The organism is Nocardioides sp. (assembly GCF_050699375.1).
Classification (GTDB): domain Bacteria; phylum Actinomycetota; class Actinomycetes; order Propionibacteriales; family Nocardioidaceae; genus Nocardioides.
In genome coordinates this window covers 1-17,955 of sequence record NZ_JBOHDN010000246.1, presented here as the reverse complement: position 1 = coordinate 17,955, position 17,955 = coordinate 1, and the positions used below count along the sequence as shown (strand labels likewise).

Below are 17,955 nucleotides of genomic sequence, written 5' to 3'. Positions count from 1 at the left end.
CTCCCTGGTGGGAGCGGCCCTTCGTGGTGGTGTGCACCTACCTCGTGGGTTGCTCCTCGCCGACAAAGTCGGTCACGTCCTGGACCGGGTGGCCCAGGACCTCGAAGGTGTTGATGCACTTGCTCATGTCCTCAACGCTACTGATCGGACACCTGCGCGGCCACTGGTTTGTTTGGCAGGGTGAGGGCATGGACGTAGCCGCCCGCACCGCAGCCAACCGCCACCTGCTCGCCGACTTCTTCGATGGGCTCGACGAGTCGCAGCTGGCAGCACAGAGCCTCTGCTCGGCCTGGACGGTGCGGGAGGTGCTGGGCCACAGCGCGATGCCGTTCTCGGTCGGGATCGCCCGGCTGCTGTGGCGTACGTTGCGGGCGGGTGGTTCCATCGACCGGGCTGCCGCCGCGATCGCCGCCGAGCAGGCGCGCAGGCCGGTCCCGGAGCTGACCGGGCTGCTGAGGACGTACGCCGGAAAGCGGGTGCCGGCGCCGGGCGTCGGTCCGATGGGCCAGTTCACCGACCACTGCATCCACCTGCGCGACTGCGCCCGCCCGCTCGGTCTCGACGCCGACGTCTCGCTCGCGGACTGGCGTGAGGTGCTCGACTGGCTGCCGAGCAAGCAGGCGGCTCTCGGGGTGGCCCCGGCCGGAAGGATCGACGGGCTCGCGCTGCGCGCGCACGACCAGGACTGGTCGTGGGGCTCGGGTGCGGAGGTCGCCGGTCCCAGCGAGGCCATCGCCATGGCGCTGGCCGGTCGGTCGGTCGCACTCGCAGACCTGTCCGGCCCAGGGGTCACGACGCTGCGGGAGCGCATCGCCTGACGGGCCCGGCCGCCGGGTAGGCTCCGCGAACGTGGAGGCGCCTGGTCGGATCTGGTTCGGATACATCGTCGCGGTCGTGATCGCGGTGGTCGGGCTGTTCACCTTGGACCTGCTGGCCATCGCGCTGGCCGCGATCGTGCTGGTCGCGACGGTGCTGGGGGAGTGGTATCGCGGTCGCCAGGCCGCGCTCGCCGCCGCCCAGCAGCGGCCGGACCTCGGTGATCTGCTCGCCCGCTGGGCGCGGGGCTGGGCCTACTCGCGGGGCTTCCCGCGGCCCGAGGGGGTTGCCGGCGGCGTACGTATCGAGATCGGTGAGCCCGGACGACGGGTCGAGTGGGTCGCCTCCGACGACACGGCGACGTTGGCCAGCCTCATCGACACTGTCCGGGCCACCTCGGAGGCATGGTTGAGCGTCGTGACCGAGGACCCCGGCGGCGTACGTCCGTGGCTCCTCGACGGCGGGTTGAGTGCCGAGGCGCACGAGGAGGCGCTGATGACGATCGACCTCGCCGACCACGAGTCGCGAGAGCTTCCCGACGGCTATCACGCCGACGTCGAGCGCGACGGTGGCCTGATCACCGCGACCGTTCGCTCGGCAGACACGGTCGCTGCGACGGGGCGGATCGCCGTCGTCGGCGCCGACGCGGTGGCCGACCGGATCCAGACCGAGCCGGAGCACCGCCGGCGCGGGCTCGGCGCGGCGACGATGAGCCTGCTCACCGCGGCCGCCCGCGAGGCCGGCGCGACCCGCGGGATCCTGGCCGCGACGGAGATGGGCGAACCGCTCTATGCCGCGCTCGGCTGGCAGGCTCGAGCGCGTCTCGTGGTGGCACGACCGGCCGCGCCGCGTACGCCCGTCGAGTCCCACCATGGTTAGAGATCGCGCGGGTAGGGCCGCGACGGCGCCCCCATCCGCGCGGTCTCTCAGTCTCAACTGTGGTTGAGTATCGCCCATGAACGACGACGCCGTGACTCCTGCGCCTGACGCCTCTGCGCCCGACCCCGAGCAGGAGGCCGAGATCGCGGCGTTCTGGGACGACGTGAAGCACCACGCCCACCTCAGTGCCGCGCCGGGCTACTTCGGGGCGTCACCTCTGGAGGCGCTGCAGCCCCCGGCGTGGGGCTTCGGAGGTACGCCTGAGGAGGCGGACGGGTTGCTCGAGCTCGTCCTCGAGGGCGTGAAGACGGCGACGGCCGCTGCGCAGTGGGACTTCGAGAACGGTGAGGAGCCGTTCCCGACCGTGGGCGGGATGAGCATCATCCTCGACGGGGCCGGCCACCCGCGGGCCCTGATCGCCACCACCCAGGTCGACGTCGCCCCGTTTCGGGACGTCCCGGAGGAGTTCGCCAGGCTGGAGGGCGAGGGCGACCTGTCCCTCGATCACTGGCGCGAGGTGCACGAACGCTTCTTCACCGAGTTCGCCGGTCCCGACCGCGAGTTCAGCGAAGACATGCCGGTCGTGATGGAGCAGTTCGAGCTCGTCTGGCCCAAGCCCGACTGAGTCCGCGCATGGGTGAGCAGCGCTCTCGCCTCGAGGCGGGCGACTGGTATCTCGACGATCCCGAGCTCCAGGAGCTTCGCCGCGACTGCTGGCGCCGGCTGGACCGCTTCAACGCCGCGGGCGCCGACGATGACGACGTACGCGGCACGGTGCTGCGCGAGCTGCTCGGCGAGGTGGGGTCCGGTGTCGAGGTCGTGCCCCGCTTCCAGTGCTCCTACGGACGCAACATCCGCCTCGGAGAGCGGGTGTTCGTGAACGCCAACGCGTTCTTCATGGACGACGCTCCGATCGTGGTCGGCGCCGACGTACGGATCGGGCCGGGCGCCCAGCTGGTGACCGCTCTGCACCCCGTCGATGACCTCGATCGGCGGCGCGAGGGCTGGGAACGGGCGCTCCCCATCGAGATCGGGGAGAACGTATGGCTGGGCACGAGCGTCACCGTCGGGGCGGGTGTGACCATCGGCGCCGACTCAGTGATCGGCGCGGGCAGCGTCGTGCTGAGCGACATCCCTGACCGGGTCGTCGCGGCGGGAACACCTGCACGGGTGATCCGAAAAGTCGGATGATGGGTGCATGACACCAGTGCAGCTGACCGATCGGGTGCGGGAGATCTGTCTCGGGTTCCCCGAGGCCGGGGAGCGGGTGACCCACGGTGCGCCCGGGTTCTTCGTGAAGAAGCAGTTCGTCATGCTGTGGCCGCAGGGACACCACGGGCGCGACGAACCGCACCTGTGGGCGGCCGCGGCGGCCGGAGCGCAGGACGAGGTCGTCGGCGACGATCCCGAGCGGTTCTTCGTACCTCCCTACGTCGGTGGGCGCGGCTGGATCGGGATGCGGCTCGACGGTGACGTCGACTGGGACGAGGTGGCCGAGGTCTGCCAGGACGCCTATCGGCTGATCGCGCCCGCGCGCCTGACCCGCGACCTGTAACGTCTTCGGACATGCCCAACGTCGCCGTCCCGGTCGTCCGGATCCAGCGCTGGGTGGAGAACTTCTCCGTACGCCACGGGGAGGCGCGGCTCGCGGTCGACTCCGGCGCGCTGACGGGTGCGGCCGTGGACGGGTCCTCGTTCATCGCGACGCTGCCCTTCGACAAGACGTACGCCGGCGGTGCCGACCTCGAGGGATTCGCGGCGGCAGCGACGGCCCCTGCCGAGTGGGGCATCCTGTTGGTGCGCAAGGGCGGTTTCGCGATCGCCCGGATGAGCGGCGGCGCGATCGCCGAGCACAAGATCGGGCGGCGCCATGTCCAGGGAAAGACCAAGGCCGGCGGTTGGAGCCAGCAGCGCTTCGCCCGCCGCCGGGCGAACCAGGCCAGCGCTGCGTACGAGGCGGCGGCCGACCACGCCGCCCGGATCCTCGACGGGCTGCGCGGGCCGCTGGTCACCGGTGGTGACCATGGTGGCGTCGATGACGTCCTCACGGACCGGCGGCTGCAGGCGCTGAAGGTGGTCGGACCGTGGCTGGCGGTACAGGACCCGAACCGAGGGGTGCTCGATCAGGCGATCGAGGAGGCCCAGAAGGTGCGGATCGAGGTCCTCAACGCCGACGGCTGACGTCTCGGCGTCAGGGGAGCTGCCAGATGCCTGGGGAGCCCTTGGTCATCAGGCCCTCGGTGAGGAGCTTCTGGCGGGCACGCCGAGCGGCGTAGCGCCAGCGGAGCTCACCTTCGGGTGTGGTCTCGAAGTCGCCGGGGAGGAGGCTGTCGGCCAGCTGGGCCTCCAGCTCGTCGAGGACGGCGTCGGCGGACATCGAGCCGCCCGCGGACTCGAGGACCTCGAGGATGAGCGGCGCGAAGGCGGCCGGTGGGGTCCACTTGCGGGGAGCGGACTTGGTGACGACCTTCGGGGCGGAGGCCGCCGTGCTCGTCGTGCTCTTGCGCACGCGGGTCGTCGGCTTCGCCGGCCTCTTCGCGGGCGGAGTCGGAGCGGGCGGGGCCGGGGGCCGCCCATGGATGCACTGCGACTCCGGCAGGTCGCACAGCTCGCAGTAGTCAGTCTCGGACATCGGCCCAACCCTATCGGCCTCGAGCACCGGACTCAGCATCTCGCCGTGGCGTCCCGGCGTGAATCCCGCTATGACCTGCGGCGGTGGGCTACTTTGGCAAGCATGTGGCAGCCCGACCCCGGGTGGCTCGTCCTTCCCGGAGGCACCGGACCCTCCACGCTGGGGGTCTGGCGAACCGCCGTGGGCGAGGAACCGGTGGTGATCAAGAGGTTGGGGGCACCGGGAGCCAGCGACCCGGGCGAGCTGGGCCGCCGGCGACACTTCGCCTACTGGCGGCGTGCCGCGGACGTCGCGAGCTCGGGGCTGGTCGAGGGCACCCCCGGGATGATCGGCGCCCGCACGAGCGTCGCCGAGGATGCCGACGGGATCACTCTGACCACCGACTGGGTCGAGGACGCTGCCAACTCAGGTCTCTTCGCCGCCTTGTCGATGGGCCGCTTCGCCGGCGCCGACCTGGGCGAGGTGCGCTGGCTCGCCCGTGACCAGTTCCGCGACCGGATGGCGCGGGTGGAGTACAACGGCGGCTGGCCGACCATGATGCGTACGACTGCCGCGGACATCGCTCACACCCTCTGGGAGCGGCGAGAGCACTTCACGAACCTTCTCGATGAGCTCCCTCGCGTCGCCCAGCACGGCGACCCGGCGCCGCAGAACCTCCTCGGCCGAACCGAGGACGGCGAGCGGCTGATCGCGATCGACTGGTCGAGCCTGGGCCACGGGCCCGTCGGCGGTGACCTGGGGCTCTATCTGCTGCACGCCAGGGAGTCGTTCGAGCCGCTGCTGGAGGCGTACGTCCTGGGGTTGCCGTCCGGTCTCGCGACCCGAGCCGAGGTGACTCTCGGCGCACAGGTCAGCGCGGTCTACACCGCGCTGAGCCGTGCCGAGTGGGCGCTGAGCCGGATCACGCCGGGGGAGGGCCCGCTGCTCGCCAAGTTCCGCCATCCCGCGGTGGCGCCCCACCTGCGTACGCTGCAACGCCAGGCCGCGCTGGTCGAGGCGCTGCTGGAGCGGTGATCCGGCCCGGCGCCTACGGCTGGTCGAGGTTCTGAGACCTGAACGTGTCGCAGGCGGCGATCGAGTCCGGGGTGGTCATCCCGTGGCGGAACCAGGCGATCCGCTGCTCGGAGGAGCCGTGGGTGAACGAGGAGGTGTCCACGCGCCCGGTGGTGGACGACTGGATGTGGTCGTCGCCGACGGTCTTGGCCGCGGAGATGCCCTCGGAGATGTCCTGGTCGGTGATGTCCTGGATGAACCCGTCACCCTCGGCGGCGGCGGTCCACATCCCGGCGTAGCAGTCGGCCTGCAGCTCCAGGCGCACCGCGTCGGAGTCGGGACCCTGCTGGGTGCGCACCTGGCCCATGGTGCCGAGCAGGTTCTGGATGTGGTGGCCGTACTCGTGGGCGAGCACGTAGGCACGTACGAAGGTGGTGTCCTGGCCGCCGAGCTGCTCGAAGATCGAGTCGAAGAAGGTCGGGTCGAGGTAGATGGTCTGGTCGGCCGGGCAGTAGAACGGGCCGACAGAGCTGCTCGCCGAGCCGCATCCGCCGGTCTCGACCTGACCGGAGAAGATGACCACGGACTGCTCGGGCTGGAACCGGCCCTCCAGGTCGGCCTGTGAGTCCCAGTAGCCGGTCATGGAGTTCTCGAGGGCGACCAGGGCGCAGTTCTCGTCGTTGTTGGCGTCCTCGCCGGTCTGGCAGGACCCGAAGTCGCCGGTCTCGCCGGCGTCGGTCGCCTGCAGCCCGCCGAAGGTGCCGGTGCCGACCGAGGACGAGCCGCCGCTGTCGCCGAGGACCTGGGGTCCGATGCCGGTGCACTGGGAGAGGAGGAAGAAGAGGAGGAGCACCACGACGGTGCCGATGCCTCCGCCGGCCCGGCCGCCGGGGATCGGGATCCGGGTGCCACGTCCACCGCCGAGCCCACCGCCGAGCCCGCCGCCACCGCCGCCGCCAGAGGTCCGGCTCGTGTCGAGTCTGGCTTTCGGGTTGAACCGCATCTTGTCCCCCTGGAGGTGGTGATGTGTGGGACCGGATGCCCCACCCATACACTAGTGACGGAGATGATCACTGCCCATGACCTAGAAGTCCGCGTCGGCGCCAGACTTTTGATGGAGAACGTCACTTTCCGCGTTGGACCCGGCGACAAGGTCGGGCTCGTAGGCCGTAACGGCGCGGGAAAGACGACCCTGACGAAGGTGCTCGCCGGCGACCACCTGCCCGCTGCCGGGTCGGTGTCGAACACCGGCGATATCGGCTACCTGCCGCAGGATCCACGAGTCGGTGACCCCGAGGTGATCGCCAAGGACCGGATCCTGTCCGCCCGCGGTCTCGACGATGCCGTACGCCGCATGCGGGCCGCCGAGGAGGAGATGGCCTCCGAGGATCCCAAGGCGCGCGAGAAGGCGATGAAGCGCTACCAGCGCGCGCACGACGAGCTCGACGCCGGCGGCGGGTACGCCGCGGAGACCGAGGCGTTGCAGATCGCGCAGTCGCTCGGCATCCCCGACCGGATCATGACCCAGCCGCTCAAGACGCTCTCCGGTGGCCAGCGCCGCCGGGTCGAGCTGGCACGGATCCTCTTCTCCAGCGCCGAGGTGCTGATCCTCGACGAGCCGACCAACCACCTCGACGCCGACTCGATCATCTGGCTGCGCGACTGGATGAAGTCCTACAAGGGTGGCTTCATCGTCATCTCCCACGACAACGACCTCCTCGCCCAGACCGTCAACAAGGTCTTCCACCTCGACGGCAACCGCGAGCTGATCGACATCTACAACATGCCGTGGAAGCAGTATCTGCTCCAGCGCGAGACCGATGAGGCCCGCAGGAAGCGCGAGCTGATGAACGCGCAGAACAAGGCCAAGACGCTCACCGACCAGGCCAACAAGATGCGGGCCAAGGCGACCAAGGCGACGGCCGCGCAGAGCATGCTCAAGCGCGCCGAGAAGATCATGGCCGGCGTCGAGGGGGAGCGCCAGCAGGAGAAGGTCGCGGCGATCAAGTTCCCCTCGCCCGCGCCCTCGGGAAAGACCCCGCTCACCGCCAACGACCTCTCGAAGTCCTACGGCGCCCTGGAGGTCTTCACCGCCGTCGACCTCGCCATCGACCGGGGGACCCGGGTGGTCATCCTCGGCCTGAACGGTGCGGGCAAGACCACCATGCTGCGCATCCTCGCGGGCGTCGACGAGCCCGACACCGGCCAGGTCGTTCCTGGGCACGGGCTGAAGGTCGGCTATTACGCCCAGGAGCACGAGACCCTCGACACCAAGCGGTCGGTGCTGCAGAACATGCAGTCGGCCGCGCCGCAGCTGACCGACACCGAGGCCCGCACCGTCCTGGGTGCGTTCCTCTTCACCGGTGACGACGTGCACAAGCCCGCCGGTGTTCTCTCCGGTGGCGAGAAGACCCGGCTGGCACTGGCCTCCCTGGTCGTCTCCGCGGCGAACGTGCTCCTCCTCGACGAGCCCACCAACAACCTCGACCCTGCCTCCCGCGAGGAGGTGCTCAACGCGATCCGTCGCTACGAGGGCTCGATCGTGCTGGTGACCCACGACGAGGGCGCCGTGCACGCGCTCGAGCCCGACAAGGTGCTCATCCTCCCCGACGGGGTCGAGGACCTGTGGAACGAGGAGTACGCCGAGCTGGTCTCGCTCGCCTGACCACTGCTGGACCTCCTCGACACCCCGCGCCGAGTCGGCTCGAACTGACGAGATCGGATGCCGAGTCGGCGCGTCATGACGAGCCGACTCGGCGGAGATTTTGGGCTCTTCACAATCGAGGGTGTTGTTGGGGTCGGAAGCCGCCAGTCTCGAGTAGTGATCTGGCGATGTAGTTCGTCAGGTTGCGGAACCCGAGGGCGGAGCCGCGGAGGTGTTCGAGGCGGCCGTTGATCGCTTCGGTGGGGCCGTTGGATGTGCCGGGCCGGTCGAAGTAGGCGAGCACGTCGGCGGCGCGCTTGGTCAGGGTGCGGCCGAGCGTGATGATCTCGCTGGGCGGGCTGGGGACGCCTCGGCTGATCGACTCGATCAACTGCCTCATCAGCTCGCGACCCCTACCCGGCCACCGACGCGCCGACCGGACTGCACCCTCAACTGCGCCTGCGAAGAGCCCAAAAACAGCCCCGATGCGAGGGTCGGCCCGCGTGCTACGTTCTGGCCATGACTAGACCCGGTGAGATCCTCGGCAGCGTGGTCGCCGCCGGCGAGCGCGAGCAGCTCGATACGTTCCTGGATTATCTGCGCGACGCCGTCGTGCGCAAGGCCCGCGGGGTGTCGGAGGAGGACGCCCGGCGCAGCCCGGTGCCGACCGGCACCAACCTCGGCGGCCTGATCAAACACCTGCGATGGGTGGAACTGGGCGGGTTCGCCAAGCAGATCGGGCAGATCCCCGCCGAGGAGCTGCCCACGCCGCCGTGGACCGACGCAGACCCGGAGGCCGACCTGCGGCTGGAGCCGAACGAGAAGCTCGACGACGTCATCGCCGCCTACCAGGCGGAGTGCGACCGCTCGCGCGAGATCGCCGCCCAGCACAGCCTCGACTACGCCGTCACCACACCGCGGGGCAGGGAGCTGACGTGGATGTACCTGCACGTGATCCTGGAGACCGCCCGGCACGCGGGCCACGCGGACATCCTGCGCGAGATGATCGACGGCAGCGTCGGCGACTGACGGCTCGCGGCGCGTCGTCGGTCCGTGTTCCGGGTCGTCGGAGGCGGCGTTACGACAGTATCGGCGGGGGCTGACCTCCAACACCGTGGGCCGCCACCCGAACGGATCGTGCGCCAACCGCCGGACCACCGCGTCCCTGGCCGCGCCCTGGCATCCGCAGCGACGACACCATCTGTCGGGCTCGACAACCCGGCACCGGAGAATCGCCCGATCGGGCTCCAACCGCTGCCCGAGCATTTCGAGCCCGAGATCATAGTCACCCCCATCCTCGGGAGCCCTCGACCCGGCCACCGACGCCTCGACCGGACTACACCGTTAACTGCGAAGAGCCAGACTTTGGTCAGGACGAGCCGACTCGGCGCTAGGACAGGGTGCGGGTGAAGGTCACCGGCATCGAGGTCGGGTAGCGGTAGGAGAGCGAGTCGGTGTTGCGTTCGACCCGGTCGGCCGGCACCGCGAGGGAGACCTCGGGCAGGCGCTCCAGCACGGTGCGTACGGCGGCCTGGACGATGATCGTGCCCGGCCGCATGGCAGGGCAGGCGTGCACGCCCGCGCTCCACGACATGTGGGCGCGGTTGCCGATCTCCAGCCACGGGTCGCCGCCGGTCATCAACGGGTCGACGTTCGCCGCGGCGACGCACGGCACCACCGCGTCGCCCTTGCGGATCAGCTGACCACCGAGCTCGACGTCGCGCAGCGCGAACCGCGGCGTGATGTTGTAGCAGGGCGGGTCGCGCCACATGACCTCGTCGATGGCCTGGTCGACGTCGAGGCGGCCGCCGCGCAGCCGGCCCGCGAAGCGCTGGTCGGAGAGCATCAGCAGCAGCGTCTGGGTGATCGTCGCGATGGTCAGCTCGTTGCCGGCGATGATCATCACGATCATCGCCTCCATGACCTCGTTGTCGTCCCAGAGCCCGGGGTCGTCGATCAGCCGCGAGGTGAGGTCGTCCTCGGGTTCGGCGCGGCGCTTGGCGATGTGCTCGACGATCTCCACCGCGAGCTCGATGACGCCCTCCTGGGCGAGCTGGCCGCCGCCCAGGACCTTGTGGGCGGCCTTGCGCATGGCGTCACCGACGTCGGGGCCCATGCCGAACATCGCGGCGACCGAGAGCAGCGGGATCAGGACGGCGTAGTCCTGGACCAGGTCGGCCTCGCCACGCTCGAGCATGTCGTCGACGAGATCGTTGCAGATGCCGCGTACCTGCGCGGCGTAGCCGTGCTCGTTGATCCGGGAGATGGCGCGGTCGACGGGCGAGCGCAGGCGGCGGCGGAGCTCGCCGTCGTTGTGGAAGGAGTTCTGCCGGGTGGTGACGAACGGGTAGATGGGCATGTCCGGGAGGATCCTGCCCTCCTGGACCGCGCTCCAGTTGTCGCCGTTGCGGGAGAAGACTTCCTCGTTGCGGATGACCTCGCTGAACTCGGCATAGCCCATCGCGAACCAGCAGCGTACGCCGGGGGAGAGCTCGCCGGGGGCTACCGGACCCCACTCCGCTCGGAGCCGTTGGTGCACCTCCCTCGCCTGCGGGCCGACGGTCTCGGCCGCTTGGGTGAGGTCGGTGAGGTCGGCGAGACGTACGGTGCGGGTGGGAGTCATCGCGATGGTGCCTGTTCGGTCGTTGGTCGGATTCAGCGCGTGTTCAGGGCGTGGCGCACGAGCGCCGCGAGAGCCCGGGCGCAGGCGTTGCGGTTCTTGGCGTTGCACACCACGATCGGCGTCTCGGCCTCGAGGTCGAGCGCCTTGCGGATCTGGTCGGGCTCGTAGTTCGGCGCGTCGGGGAACTGGTTGATCGCGACCACGAAAGGCAGCGACGTACGCGTCTCGAGCTGGTCCAGGACCTCGAAGGAGTCGGCCAGCCGGCGGGTGTCGACCAGGACCAGCGCACCCGCGGCGCCCTCGGCCAAGCCAGCCCACAGGTCCCAGAACCGGCGCTGCCCGGGCGTACCGAACAGGTAGAGCGCGATCTCCTCGGTCAGGGTGATCCGGCCGAAGTCCATCGCCACGGTGGTCGTCGTCTTCTCCGGGGTCGCCTCGAGGGAGTCGATCCCCTCGCTGGCCTGGGTGATCGACTCCTCGGTGCGCAGCGGATCGATCTCGCTGACCGAGCCGATCAGCGTGGTCTTGCCCACGCCGAAGGAGCCGACCACGAGGACCTTGACCGACTCGACGACCGTCGGCGCCAGATAGTGGTTCTCGCCCTCGGGGCGATCGGTGCCGGATCCCGGTTCGGGGGTCTCGTCAGAGGTGGTTGAGAGCATGCAGGACCTTCTGGAGGGTTTCGCGGGAGGGGCCGAGCGCGGCGTCGCTGTCCGGGCGTACGCCGATGAGGCCGGTGTCGATCATGTCCGAGGCGATCACCGCGAGGACGCTGACCGGCTGGCCGAGATGGACGGCCATCTCCGCCATCGAGATCACGCCGAGGCACTGGGAGAGGACCTCGCGTTCCTGGCGCCCCACCGTCTCGGCCGCGGCCGCCGGACTGGTGTGGCCGATCAGCAGCGTCGCCGGCGTCAGCCGATGGGTGGGCCGGGCACGACCGCCTGTCCGGACATAGGACCGGATCGGGTGGTCGACGTAGTCGTCTGGCTTGTCCTCGACCATCGGCTCACATCGAACGTCTGGGGGTGCTCATCGCACGTTCCCCGATCATCAGCACGGTCGCCTGCATCTGCTGGGCGACCAGCGCGGGGTCGATGCTCATCTCGGTGATCACGGCCAACCTCGAGCCGTCACCGGCGCCACGGATGAACAGGAACCCGCCGTTGAACTCGACCATCACCTGTCGCGGATGGGCGTCGGCACCGAACTGGCGGCTGATCCCGTGGCCGAGCGAGGTCAGGCCGGCGCACGCCGCGGCGAGCTTGTCGGCCTCCTCGCGCGGGGTGTGGCTGGTGCGGACCCTGACGAGCCCGTCGGCGGAGAGGACCACGACATGACGTACGCCGCGTACTCCCGCGACCAGCTCCAGCATCCAGCTGTTCTCATCGGTCATGGTTTCCTCCAGATGTTCTCGGCGGCCTCGGCGTCCGCGGTGGTGCTGTCGTCCTGGGGTGGGATCGTCGTGGCGGCCGGTGTGGGCGGGGCACTGAGGAAGCTGCTCATCCAGGCGCCGGCCTGCTCGGCGGTGGGTTCGGTGGACGGCTCGGGCCGCGGTGCGACGAACTGGTTCACTGCGGAATGCGGGCCGGTGAGGGGCCGCTCGCCGCGCTTCGAGCGACGCTGCGGGAGCCCGTCGGAGGTGAACAGCGACGGCTCGGCGAGGTCCGGATGTGCGCCGGAGTCCTGGCGCGGGCTCTGGTGCTGGTCCTGGTCCGGCAGCGGGTCCGGCGCCTTCGCGCCGGGGTGGACGGGCCAGCCCGGCGCCGATGATGCTGGTGGCGCCTTGGGGGCTCTGGCCAGGAGCGAGGCCGGGATGGTGGTCGAGACCGGCGTACGCGGCGGGACTCGGGTGCTGCGCGGCGCCGTACGGTCAGGCTCGACCGGGTCCATCGGCGCGGTCATCGCCTCGGGCACGAGCACGGCGACCCGTAGGCCGCCGTGGACGGACTCGGTCAGGTCGACCCGGAAGCCGTGACGGCGAACGTAGGTGCCGACGACCGCGAGGCCGGTCTGCGGGATCTCGCCGAGGTCGGGCAGGCGGACCTGCCGGGTGCCCGTGGCGATCTCCCGCATCCAGGCGAGGTTGGTCTCGTCCATGCCGACGCCGGCGTCGTCGATCTCGAGGGCCGCCCCGCGGCGTACGGAACGGATCGTGACGAGTACGTCGGTCGCCGGAGGCGAGGACTGGGTGGCGTTGGCGAGGAGCTCGGCGACCAGGTGGATCAGCGGCTCGACGTATGCGCCCTGCACCGCGACCGGCGGGTCGCCCTCCACCCGGACCCGGCGGTAGGCGGTGATCCGGCCGGCGGCGCCGCGGACGACGTCCGCGATGGCGAGAGGGTCGCGCCAGTGCTGCCCGGGCTGCTCCCCGCACAGGGTGGCGATGCTCTGCGCCATCCGAGCCTGCTGCGCCGCGGCGTGGTCGACCCGCATCCCCGCTTCGAGCACGTCCGGTTCGGCCGGGAACTTGGCCACCATCCGCGTCGACTCCTCCTGGATCCGGTGCGCGGAGGCCTGGACCTTCCGGGACAACGACAGCACCGCCACCCTCATCCCCGCCTCGCCCCCTCTTCCCAGCGAGAGGTCACTCGCGCCGGCCGAGACGTCACTTCTGCTGGCCGAGACGTCACTTCTGCTGGCCGACAGGTCACTGATGTCGGCCGAGGAGTCACTCACGCTGGCCGAGAGGTCACTTCTGCTGGCCGAGGAGTCACTCGCGCTGGCCGAGAGGTCACTTCTGCTGGCCGAGAGGTCATCTTCCTCACGTGGTGGTGCCAACTCGGCCTGCACAGGTGACTCTTCGGCCTGCGTACGTGACTTCTCGGCCTGCAGAAGTGACGTCTCGGCGGCAGGGGGTTCGGCGGGGGCGCTGGAGGGGTCGTACGCCATCGCGGTCAGCCACAGGGTGAGGGCGACTACGGGGATGCCGGCGAGGATCCAGCGCCAGAGCCACTGGTCACCTGAGGCGGTGACGAAGATGACGGGGGAGAGGGCGACGTAGAGCAGGATCGCGGTACTGCAGAGCCAGGGTCCGGCTCTGTGGAGCCGGACCAGGAGTGGTCGGGTCATGTCAGGGCACCTGGTGTGGGGGCGAGCAGTCAGGGCATGAACCCGCGGGCCAGGGAAGTCTGGATGAGTCCTGATCCAGCCACCCGGATGACCGGCGCACACACGCGCTCCACTTCATACCACCAACAGAGCGCTTGGTCACCTGCTGAGCGTGATTTTGACCATATTTCGACGACCCATCCTCGACGAGGCCGTATGCGCCCGGGCGACTAAGGTGACGGGGTGTCACAAATGGGTCCAGGCTTCGGTGCGTCCGGCGGGGCGATGGGCGGCGGCGGGATCATGCGCAACCTTCGCGCCGACCGGACCGTTCTACAGCGCGGTCTGCCGAAGGGGACGCTGAAGCGTGTCGTCTCCTACGCGGGGCCTCACCGGGCTCTGATCAGCGCGTTCTTGGTGTTCACCGTCTTCGACGCGGCCCTCGTGGTGGTGACCCCGCTGCTGACCCAGCGCCTCATCGACGACGGTGTGCTCGAGAAGGACGTCTCGGTAGTAGTCTGGCTGGCCGCCGCAATGGCGCTGGTGGCCGTGGTCGACATGGGGTTCGGGATCGTCTCTGGATGGTTCTCGACACGGATCGGCGAGGGCCTCATCTTCGACCTGCGCACCCAGGTCTTCGGGCACGTCCAACGACAGTCGCTGGCCTTCTTCACCCGTGCGCAGACCGGCGCCCTGGTCAGCCGCCTCAACACCGACGTGCTCGGCGCGCAGCGAGCCTTCACCTCGACCCTGTCCAACAGCGTCTCCAACCTGATCTCCCTCGTCGTGGTCGGTGCGGCGATGCTGGTGCTGTCGTGGCAGGTGACGCTGATGTGCGTCGCACTGTTCCCGATCCTGTTCCTGACCTCGCGCTGGGTCGGGCGCCGGCTGGCCGGGCTCACCCGCGAGCAGATGGACGGCAACGCGGCGCTGGCGACGACGATGACAGAGCGGTTCAACGTCGGCGGGGCGCTGCTGCTCAAGCTCTTCGGCCGGCGCGACGAAGAGGACGCCGCATTCGCGGACCGCGCCGACGTCGTACGCCGCCTGGGGATCCGGATCGCGCTGCTGACCCGTCTGTTCGGGGCGACCATGCAGGTGGTGCCGGCCCTGGCGACCGCGCTGGTCTACGGCGTCGGCGGCTGGATGGTGATCAACGGCGACGTCACGCTCGGGACGCTCACCGCGCTCGGTCTGCTGCTGGTCAGACTGCTCGGGCCGCTGCAGGCGCTCTCCAACGTACGCATCGACGTGATGACCGCTCTGGTCAGCTTCGACCGCGTCTTCGAGGTCCTCGACCTGCCCTCGCTGATCAAGGAGAAGCCCGACGCGGCCGAGGTGCCCGCGGACGCCGCGTCCGTGCGGTTCCGACATGTCGCCTTCACCTACCCGCACGCCGACGAGGTCTCGCTCGCCTCCCTGGAGACGATCGCGCGGCCGGAGAGCCGGGAGGTGCGCCAGGTGCTGACCGACATCGACTTCGTCGCGGAGCCGGGGGAGATGGTCGCCCTGGTCGGCCCGTCCGGAGCCGGGAAGTCGACGATCACCCACCTGATCGCGCGGCTCTACGACGTACGTTCCGGGGCCGTCGAGGTCGGCGGCCTCGACGTACGTGAGGTGACCCTGGAGTCGCTCGAGGATGCGGTGGGTTACGTGACCCAGGACGCGCACATGTTCCACGACACGGTGCGCGGCAACCTGCTCTACGCGCGGCCGGGTGCCTCCGACGACGAGGTGTGGGCCGCCTTGGAGGCAGCCCAGATCGCGCCCGTGATCAGCGGGCTCCCCGACGGCCTGGACACCGTCGTCGGTGACCGTGGCTACCGGCTCTCCGGCGGTGAGCGCCAGCGTCTCGCGATCGCCCGGTTGCTGCTCAAGGCGCCGCACATCGTGGTGCTCGACGAGGCCACCGCACATCTGGACTCCGAGTCCGAGGCTGCGGTGCAGACGGCCCTGGACGCGGCGCTGGCGGGACGTACCTCCATCGTCATCGCCCACCGGCTCTCCACCATCCGCGCCGCCGACCGCATCCTGGTCGTCGAGGACGGCCGGGTCGTGGAGTCCGGCACCCACGAGAAGCTGTTGGAGCGCGGCGGCCTCTATGCGGAGCTGTACGAGACCCAGTTCCGCCGCTGACCCACCCGCCGACCCGGCCCGTCTGCCCCAGATCTGGCTGTCGAGTCGGCGCGTCTGTCCCGGATTTGGGCGTCGAGTCGGCGCGTCTGTCCCAAGCCCACACGCTTCTGGGACAGTTGCGCCGACTCGGGCTGTCTGAGTGGGACAGTTGCGCCGACTCGGCATCGGGGTGGCTAAGTCTGTTTGGACTTTTCCTTCTCGTACGCAGCTTGGTAGGCCGCTTTCACGGCCTGCTTCTGGGCGAGCTTGGCGGCCTTCTTCGTGGCCCGTTCGTCGCTGCCCACATCGCTGCCGGCACCGCCATCGGGAGTGTCCTCGGCTTGTGCAGGCTGAGCCTGATGCTGCGTACGCCGCTCGTCGTACATCAGGTAGAAGAACCCGGCGACGGCGAGGATGCCGAAGAACCACCACTGCAGGCCGTAGAAGAAGTGCGGGCCGTTGTCGAGCTCGGGGAGATCGGCCTTGCGCAGCTGGGTGGTCGGCGAAGGCGACTCGGTGTCGAGATGGAGCCAGCCGGTCACCAGGGAGTCCTCGACCACGTCGGCGACCTGGGTCGAGGAGAGCGCGCGGGTGGCGTGGTAGCCGTCGACCTGGGCCACGTCGGTGGAATCCCCGGTGCCGTCGGCGCGAACCCAGCCGGTGATCGTGACCTCGCCCGTCGGTGGTGCGGGGAGATCCTCGAACTCGTCCTGGGACGTGGTCTGAAGCCAGCCGCGGTCGACGAGCACAGCGGTGCCGTCGGCCAGCACCAGCGGGACGACGATGTCGACGCCCTTGGCGTCATCGGGCGTGCGGTAGCGCCAGATGATCGTGTCGTCGACGGCGTACGTCCCGGTCGCTGTCACCCGCCGCCACTCGTCGTCCTCGGCAACCTTCTTGCCCGGAGCCAGGACGTCCTCGACGGGGGCGGGATCGGCGTGCTCGTTGGTGCGGACGATCTGATTGCTGGCCTTGCGGTCCTCGAGACGGTCGAACTGCCACTGGCCCAGCCACCAGGTCCCGTAGGCCAGGACCAGCACGAATACCGTGAATCCGGCCCAGCGACGGCTGAGCAGGAATCGGAACGAACTCACCTCATGAGAATAACTGGCATCCGGTCTCGCCTCACGATCCGGGTGTGGGCTGCCTAGACTGGTGTGATGGCGACCTCCCCTAGCGATCAGGCCGGTCTCACCGGCCAGGCCGACCCGACCCAGCCGAGGCTCGTCGACCGGTTCGGCAGAGTCGCGACCGACCTGCGGGTCTCGCTGACCGACCGATGCAACCTGCGGTGCACCTACTGCATGCCCGCCGAGGGCTTGGACTGGATGCCCGGTGACGAGGTGCTCGCCGATGACGAGGTGGTGCGCCTGATCGGCGTTGCCACCGGGCTGCTCGGCGTCCGCGAGGTGCGGTTCACCGGCGGCGAGCCCCTGGTGCGACGTGGACTGATCCCGATCATCGAGCGCACCCGGGCCCTGGCGCCCGACGCCGAGCTGTCGATCACCACGAACGCGCTGGGCCTGGCCCGTACCGCCGAGGCCCTTGCGGAAGCCGGGCTCAACCGGGTCAACGTGTCGCTGGACTCGATCCGCGCGGAGACGTTCGCACAGATCACACGGCGCGACCGGCTGCACGATGTCATCGCCGGTCTCGAGGCCGCGGCCGCCGCGGGCCTGGGCCCGGTGAAGATCAACGCGGTGCTGCTCCGAGGCGTCAACGACGATCAGGCCGCCGAGCTGCTCGCGTGGGCGGTCGAGCGCGGCTATGAGCTGAGATTCATCGAGCAGATGCCGCTCGACGCCCAGCACGGGTGGTCCCGGGACAACATGGTGACCGCCGACGAGACCCTCGCGGCGCTGTCCGAGGCGTTCGACCTCAGTCCCGCCGAGGAGCCACGGGGGAGCGCGCCCGCCGAGCTCTTCCGAGTCGATGGCAGCGCGGCCAAGGTTGGCATCATCGCCTCCGTGACCCGTCCGTTCTGCGGCGACTGCGACCGGGTCCGGCTCACTGCCGACGGGCAGGTGCGAGACTGCCTCTTCGCGCGATCGGAGTCGGACCTGCGTACGCCGCTGCGGGCCGGCGCCTCCGACGCCGACCTCGCCTCCCGCTGGGTCACCGCCATGGCCGGCAAGCGCGCCGGCCACGGCATCGACGACCTCGGCTTCCTCCAGCCGGATCGCCCCATGTCCGCCATCGGCG

General features: G+C 69.9%; 19 protein-coding genes and 2 pseudogenes. 11 read left to right on the top strand and 10 right to left on the bottom strand.

The window, feature by feature from the left end:
- Positions 1-188: 188 nt before the first annotated feature.
- The 6 genes from ACRDPS_RS18220 (at position 189) to ACRDPS_RS18195 (ending at position 3,876) form a co-directional block, all read left to right on the top strand.
- Positions 189-818, top strand: coding sequence for a maleylpyruvate isomerase family mycothiol-dependent enzyme (locus tag ACRDPS_RS18220; protein WP_431503075.1), 630 nt, complete (start codon positions 189-191; stop codon positions 816-818).
- Positions 819-849: 31 nt separating this feature from the next.
- Positions 850-1,695, top strand: coding sequence for a GNAT family N-acetyltransferase (locus tag ACRDPS_RS18215; RefSeq protein WP_431503074.1), 846 nt, complete (start codon positions 850-852; stop codon positions 1,693-1,695).
- Between the two features lie 76 nt (positions 1,696-1,771).
- Positions 1,772-2,320 carry an ASCH domain-containing protein gene (locus tag ACRDPS_RS18210; protein WP_431503073.1) on the top strand — a complete coding sequence of 183 codons (549 nt, stop codon included), beginning with the start codon at positions 1,772-1,774 and terminating at the stop codon, positions 2,318-2,320.
- Between the two features lie 8 nt (positions 2,321-2,328).
- On the top strand, positions 2,329-2,886 hold the full coding sequence (locus ACRDPS_RS18205) for a sugar O-acetyltransferase (protein ID WP_431503072.1): 558 nt from the start codon (positions 2,329-2,331) through the stop codon (positions 2,884-2,886).
- 7 nt (positions 2,887-2,893) lie between these two features.
- A complete protein-coding gene (locus ACRDPS_RS18200) occupies positions 2,894-3,250 on the top strand; it encodes an MmcQ/YjbR family DNA-binding protein (RefSeq protein ID WP_431503071.1) in 357 nt (118 codons plus the stop codon).
- A gap of 11 nt (positions 3,251-3,261) precedes the next feature.
- Complete coding sequence (locus ACRDPS_RS18195; RefSeq protein WP_431503070.1) at positions 3,262-3,876, top strand: acVLRF1 family peptidyl-tRNA hydrolase; 615 nt, start codon at positions 3,262-3,264, stop codon at positions 3,874-3,876.
- 10 nt (positions 3,877-3,886) lie between these two features.
- On the opposite strand, the gene ACRDPS_RS18190 is transcribed toward ACRDPS_RS18195, so the two are convergent.
- Positions 3,887-4,327, bottom strand: a complete 441-nt coding sequence (locus ACRDPS_RS18190) for a hypothetical protein (RefSeq protein WP_431503069.1) — start codon at positions 4,325-4,327, stop codon at positions 3,887-3,889.
- 102 nt (positions 4,328-4,429) lie between these two features.
- Here ACRDPS_RS18190 and ACRDPS_RS18185 point away from each other — a divergent pair, with 102 nt between their 5' ends.
- Positions 4,430-5,341, top strand: coding sequence for a phosphotransferase (locus ACRDPS_RS18185; protein WP_431503068.1), 912 nt, complete (start codon positions 4,430-4,432; stop codon positions 5,339-5,341).
- A gap of 13 nt (positions 5,342-5,354) precedes the next feature.
- Here ACRDPS_RS18185 and ypfJ read toward each other — a convergent pair whose 3' ends face one another.
- Positions 5,355-6,323 carry a KPN_02809 family neutral zinc metallopeptidase gene (gene ypfJ, locus ACRDPS_RS18180; protein ID WP_431503067.1) on the bottom strand — a complete coding sequence of 323 codons (969 nt, stop codon included), beginning with the start codon at positions 6,321-6,323 and terminating at the stop codon, positions 5,355-5,357.
- Positions 6,324-6,386: 63 nt separating this feature from the next.
- Here ypfJ and ACRDPS_RS18175 point away from each other — a divergent pair, with 63 nt between their 5' ends.
- Positions 6,387-7,985: an ABC-F family ATP-binding cassette domain-containing protein gene (locus ACRDPS_RS18175; protein ID WP_431503066.1), complete on the top strand. Its 1,599-nt coding sequence runs from the start codon at positions 6,387-6,389 to the stop codon at positions 7,983-7,985.
- Between the two features lie 109 nt (positions 7,986-8,094).
- Here ACRDPS_RS18175 and ACRDPS_RS18170 read toward each other — a convergent pair.
- A pseudogene (locus tag ACRDPS_RS18170) lies at positions 8,095-8,379 on the bottom strand (transposase); the annotation flags it as partial.
- 104 nt (positions 8,380-8,483) lie between these two features.
- Here ACRDPS_RS18170 and ACRDPS_RS18165 point away from each other — a divergent pair.
- Entirely contained in the window at positions 8,484-8,993 is a 510-nt protein-coding gene (locus ACRDPS_RS18165) for a DinB family protein (protein WP_431503065.1), read from the top strand.
- Positions 8,994-9,050: 57 nt separating this feature from the next.
- Here ACRDPS_RS18165 and ACRDPS_RS18160 read toward each other — a convergent pair.
- The 6 genes and pseudogenes from ACRDPS_RS18160 to ACRDPS_RS18135 all read right to left on the bottom strand — a co-directional run.
- A pseudogene (locus ACRDPS_RS18160) lies at positions 9,051-9,284 on the bottom strand (hypothetical protein); the annotation flags it as partial.
- Positions 9,285-9,354: 70 nt separating this feature from the next.
- Positions 9,355-10,587, bottom strand: coding sequence for a hypothetical protein (locus ACRDPS_RS18155; protein ID WP_431503064.1), 1,233 nt, complete (start codon positions 10,585-10,587; stop codon positions 9,355-9,357).
- 32 nt (positions 10,588-10,619) lie between these two features.
- Positions 10,620-11,249 (bottom strand): GTP-binding protein, encoded by a 630-nt coding sequence (locus ACRDPS_RS18150; RefSeq protein ID WP_431503063.1) that lies wholly within the window; start codon positions 11,247-11,249, stop codon positions 10,620-10,622.
- Positions 11,230-11,592 (bottom strand): DUF742 domain-containing protein, encoded by a 363-nt coding sequence (locus ACRDPS_RS18145; protein WP_431503062.1) that lies wholly within the window; start codon positions 11,590-11,592, stop codon positions 11,230-11,232. Before ACRDPS_RS18145 ends, ACRDPS_RS18150 begins: the two co-directional genes overlap by 20 nt.
- Before the next feature lie 4 nt (positions 11,593-11,596).
- Positions 11,597-11,983: a roadblock/LC7 domain-containing protein gene (locus ACRDPS_RS18140; protein WP_431503061.1), complete on the bottom strand. Its 387-nt coding sequence runs from the start codon at positions 11,981-11,983 to the stop codon at positions 11,597-11,599.
- Positions 11,980-13,659: an ATP-binding protein gene (locus ACRDPS_RS18135; RefSeq protein WP_431503060.1), complete on the bottom strand. Its 1,680-nt coding sequence runs from the start codon at positions 13,657-13,659 to the stop codon at positions 11,980-11,982. Before ACRDPS_RS18135 ends, ACRDPS_RS18140 begins: the two co-directional genes overlap by 4 nt.
- A gap of 231 nt (positions 13,660-13,890) precedes the next feature.
- Here ACRDPS_RS18135 and ACRDPS_RS18130 point away from each other — a divergent pair, with 231 nt between their 5' ends.
- Positions 13,891-15,774, top strand: coding sequence for an ABC transporter ATP-binding protein (locus ACRDPS_RS18130; RefSeq protein WP_431503059.1), 1,884 nt, complete (start codon positions 13,891-13,893; stop codon positions 15,772-15,774).
- A 173-nt stretch (positions 15,775-15,947) separates the two neighbouring features.
- Here the strand turns inward: ACRDPS_RS18130 and ACRDPS_RS18125 are convergent, their stop codons facing one another.
- Positions 15,948-16,847, bottom strand: coding sequence for an SURF1 family cytochrome oxidase biogenesis protein (locus ACRDPS_RS18125; RefSeq protein WP_431503058.1), 900 nt, complete (start codon positions 16,845-16,847; stop codon positions 15,948-15,950).
- A gap of 66 nt (positions 16,848-16,913) precedes the next feature.
- On the opposite strand from ACRDPS_RS18125, the gene moaA reads away from it, so the two are divergent.
- Positions 16,914-17,955 (top strand): GTP 3',8-cyclase MoaA (gene moaA / locus ACRDPS_RS18120; RefSeq protein WP_431503057.1); only part of this gene is annotated, 1,042 nt, incomplete at its 3' end.

Bases quoted from the DNA above. Each gene is read 5' to 3' on its own strand.
- ACRDPS_RS18205 (WP_431503072.1), top strand. From the start codon at position 2,329: ATGGGTGAGCAGCGCTCTCGCCTCGAGGCGGGCGACTGGTATCTCGAC.
- ypfJ (WP_431503067.1), bottom strand. From the start codon at position 6,323: ATGCGGTTCAACCCGAAAGCCAGACTCGACACGAGCCGGACCTCTGGC.
- ACRDPS_RS18175 (WP_431503066.1), top strand. From the start codon at position 6,387: ATGATCACTGCCCATGACCTAGAAGTCCGCGTCGGCGCCAGACTTTTG.
- ACRDPS_RS18165 (WP_431503065.1), top strand. From the start codon at position 8,484: ATGACTAGACCCGGTGAGATCCTCGGCAGCGTGGTCGCCGCCGGCGAG.
- ACRDPS_RS18185 (WP_431503068.1), top strand. From the start codon at position 4,430: ATGTGGCAGCCCGACCCCGGGTGGCTCGTCCTTCCCGGAGGCACCGGA.
- ACRDPS_RS18190 (WP_431503069.1), bottom strand. From the start codon at position 4,327: ATGTCCGAGACTGACTACTGCGAGCTGTGCGACCTGCCGGAGTCGCAG.
- ACRDPS_RS18210 (WP_431503073.1), top strand. From the start codon at position 1,772: ATGAACGACGACGCCGTGACTCCTGCGCCTGACGCCTCTGCGCCCGAC.
- ACRDPS_RS18200 (WP_431503071.1), top strand. From the start codon at position 2,894: ATGACACCAGTGCAGCTGACCGATCGGGTGCGGGAGATCTGTCTCGGG.
- ACRDPS_RS18145 (WP_431503062.1), bottom strand. From the start codon at position 11,592: ATGGTCGAGGACAAGCCAGACGACTACGTCGACCACCCGATCCGGTCC.
- ACRDPS_RS18135 (WP_431503060.1), bottom strand. From the start codon at position 13,659: ATGACCCGACCACTCCTGGTCCGGCTCCACAGAGCCGGACCCTGGCTC.
- ACRDPS_RS18155 (WP_431503064.1), bottom strand. From the start codon at position 10,587: ATGACTCCCACCCGCACCGTACGTCTCGCCGACCTCACCGACCTCACC.
- ACRDPS_RS18220 (WP_431503075.1), top strand. From the start codon at position 189: ATGGACGTAGCCGCCCGCACCGCAGCCAACCGCCACCTGCTCGCCGAC.
- ACRDPS_RS18195 (WP_431503070.1), top strand. From the start codon at position 3,262: ATGCCCAACGTCGCCGTCCCGGTCGTCCGGATCCAGCGCTGGGTGGAG.
- ACRDPS_RS18150 (WP_431503063.1), bottom strand. From the start codon at position 11,249: ATGCTCTCAACCACCTCTGACGAGACCCCCGAACCGGGATCCGGCACC.
- ACRDPS_RS18130 (WP_431503059.1), top strand. From the start codon at position 13,891: ATGGGTCCAGGCTTCGGTGCGTCCGGCGGGGCGATGGGCGGCGGCGGG.
- ACRDPS_RS18140 (WP_431503061.1), bottom strand. From the start codon at position 11,983: ATGACCGATGAGAACAGCTGGATGCTGGAGCTGGTCGCGGGAGTACGC.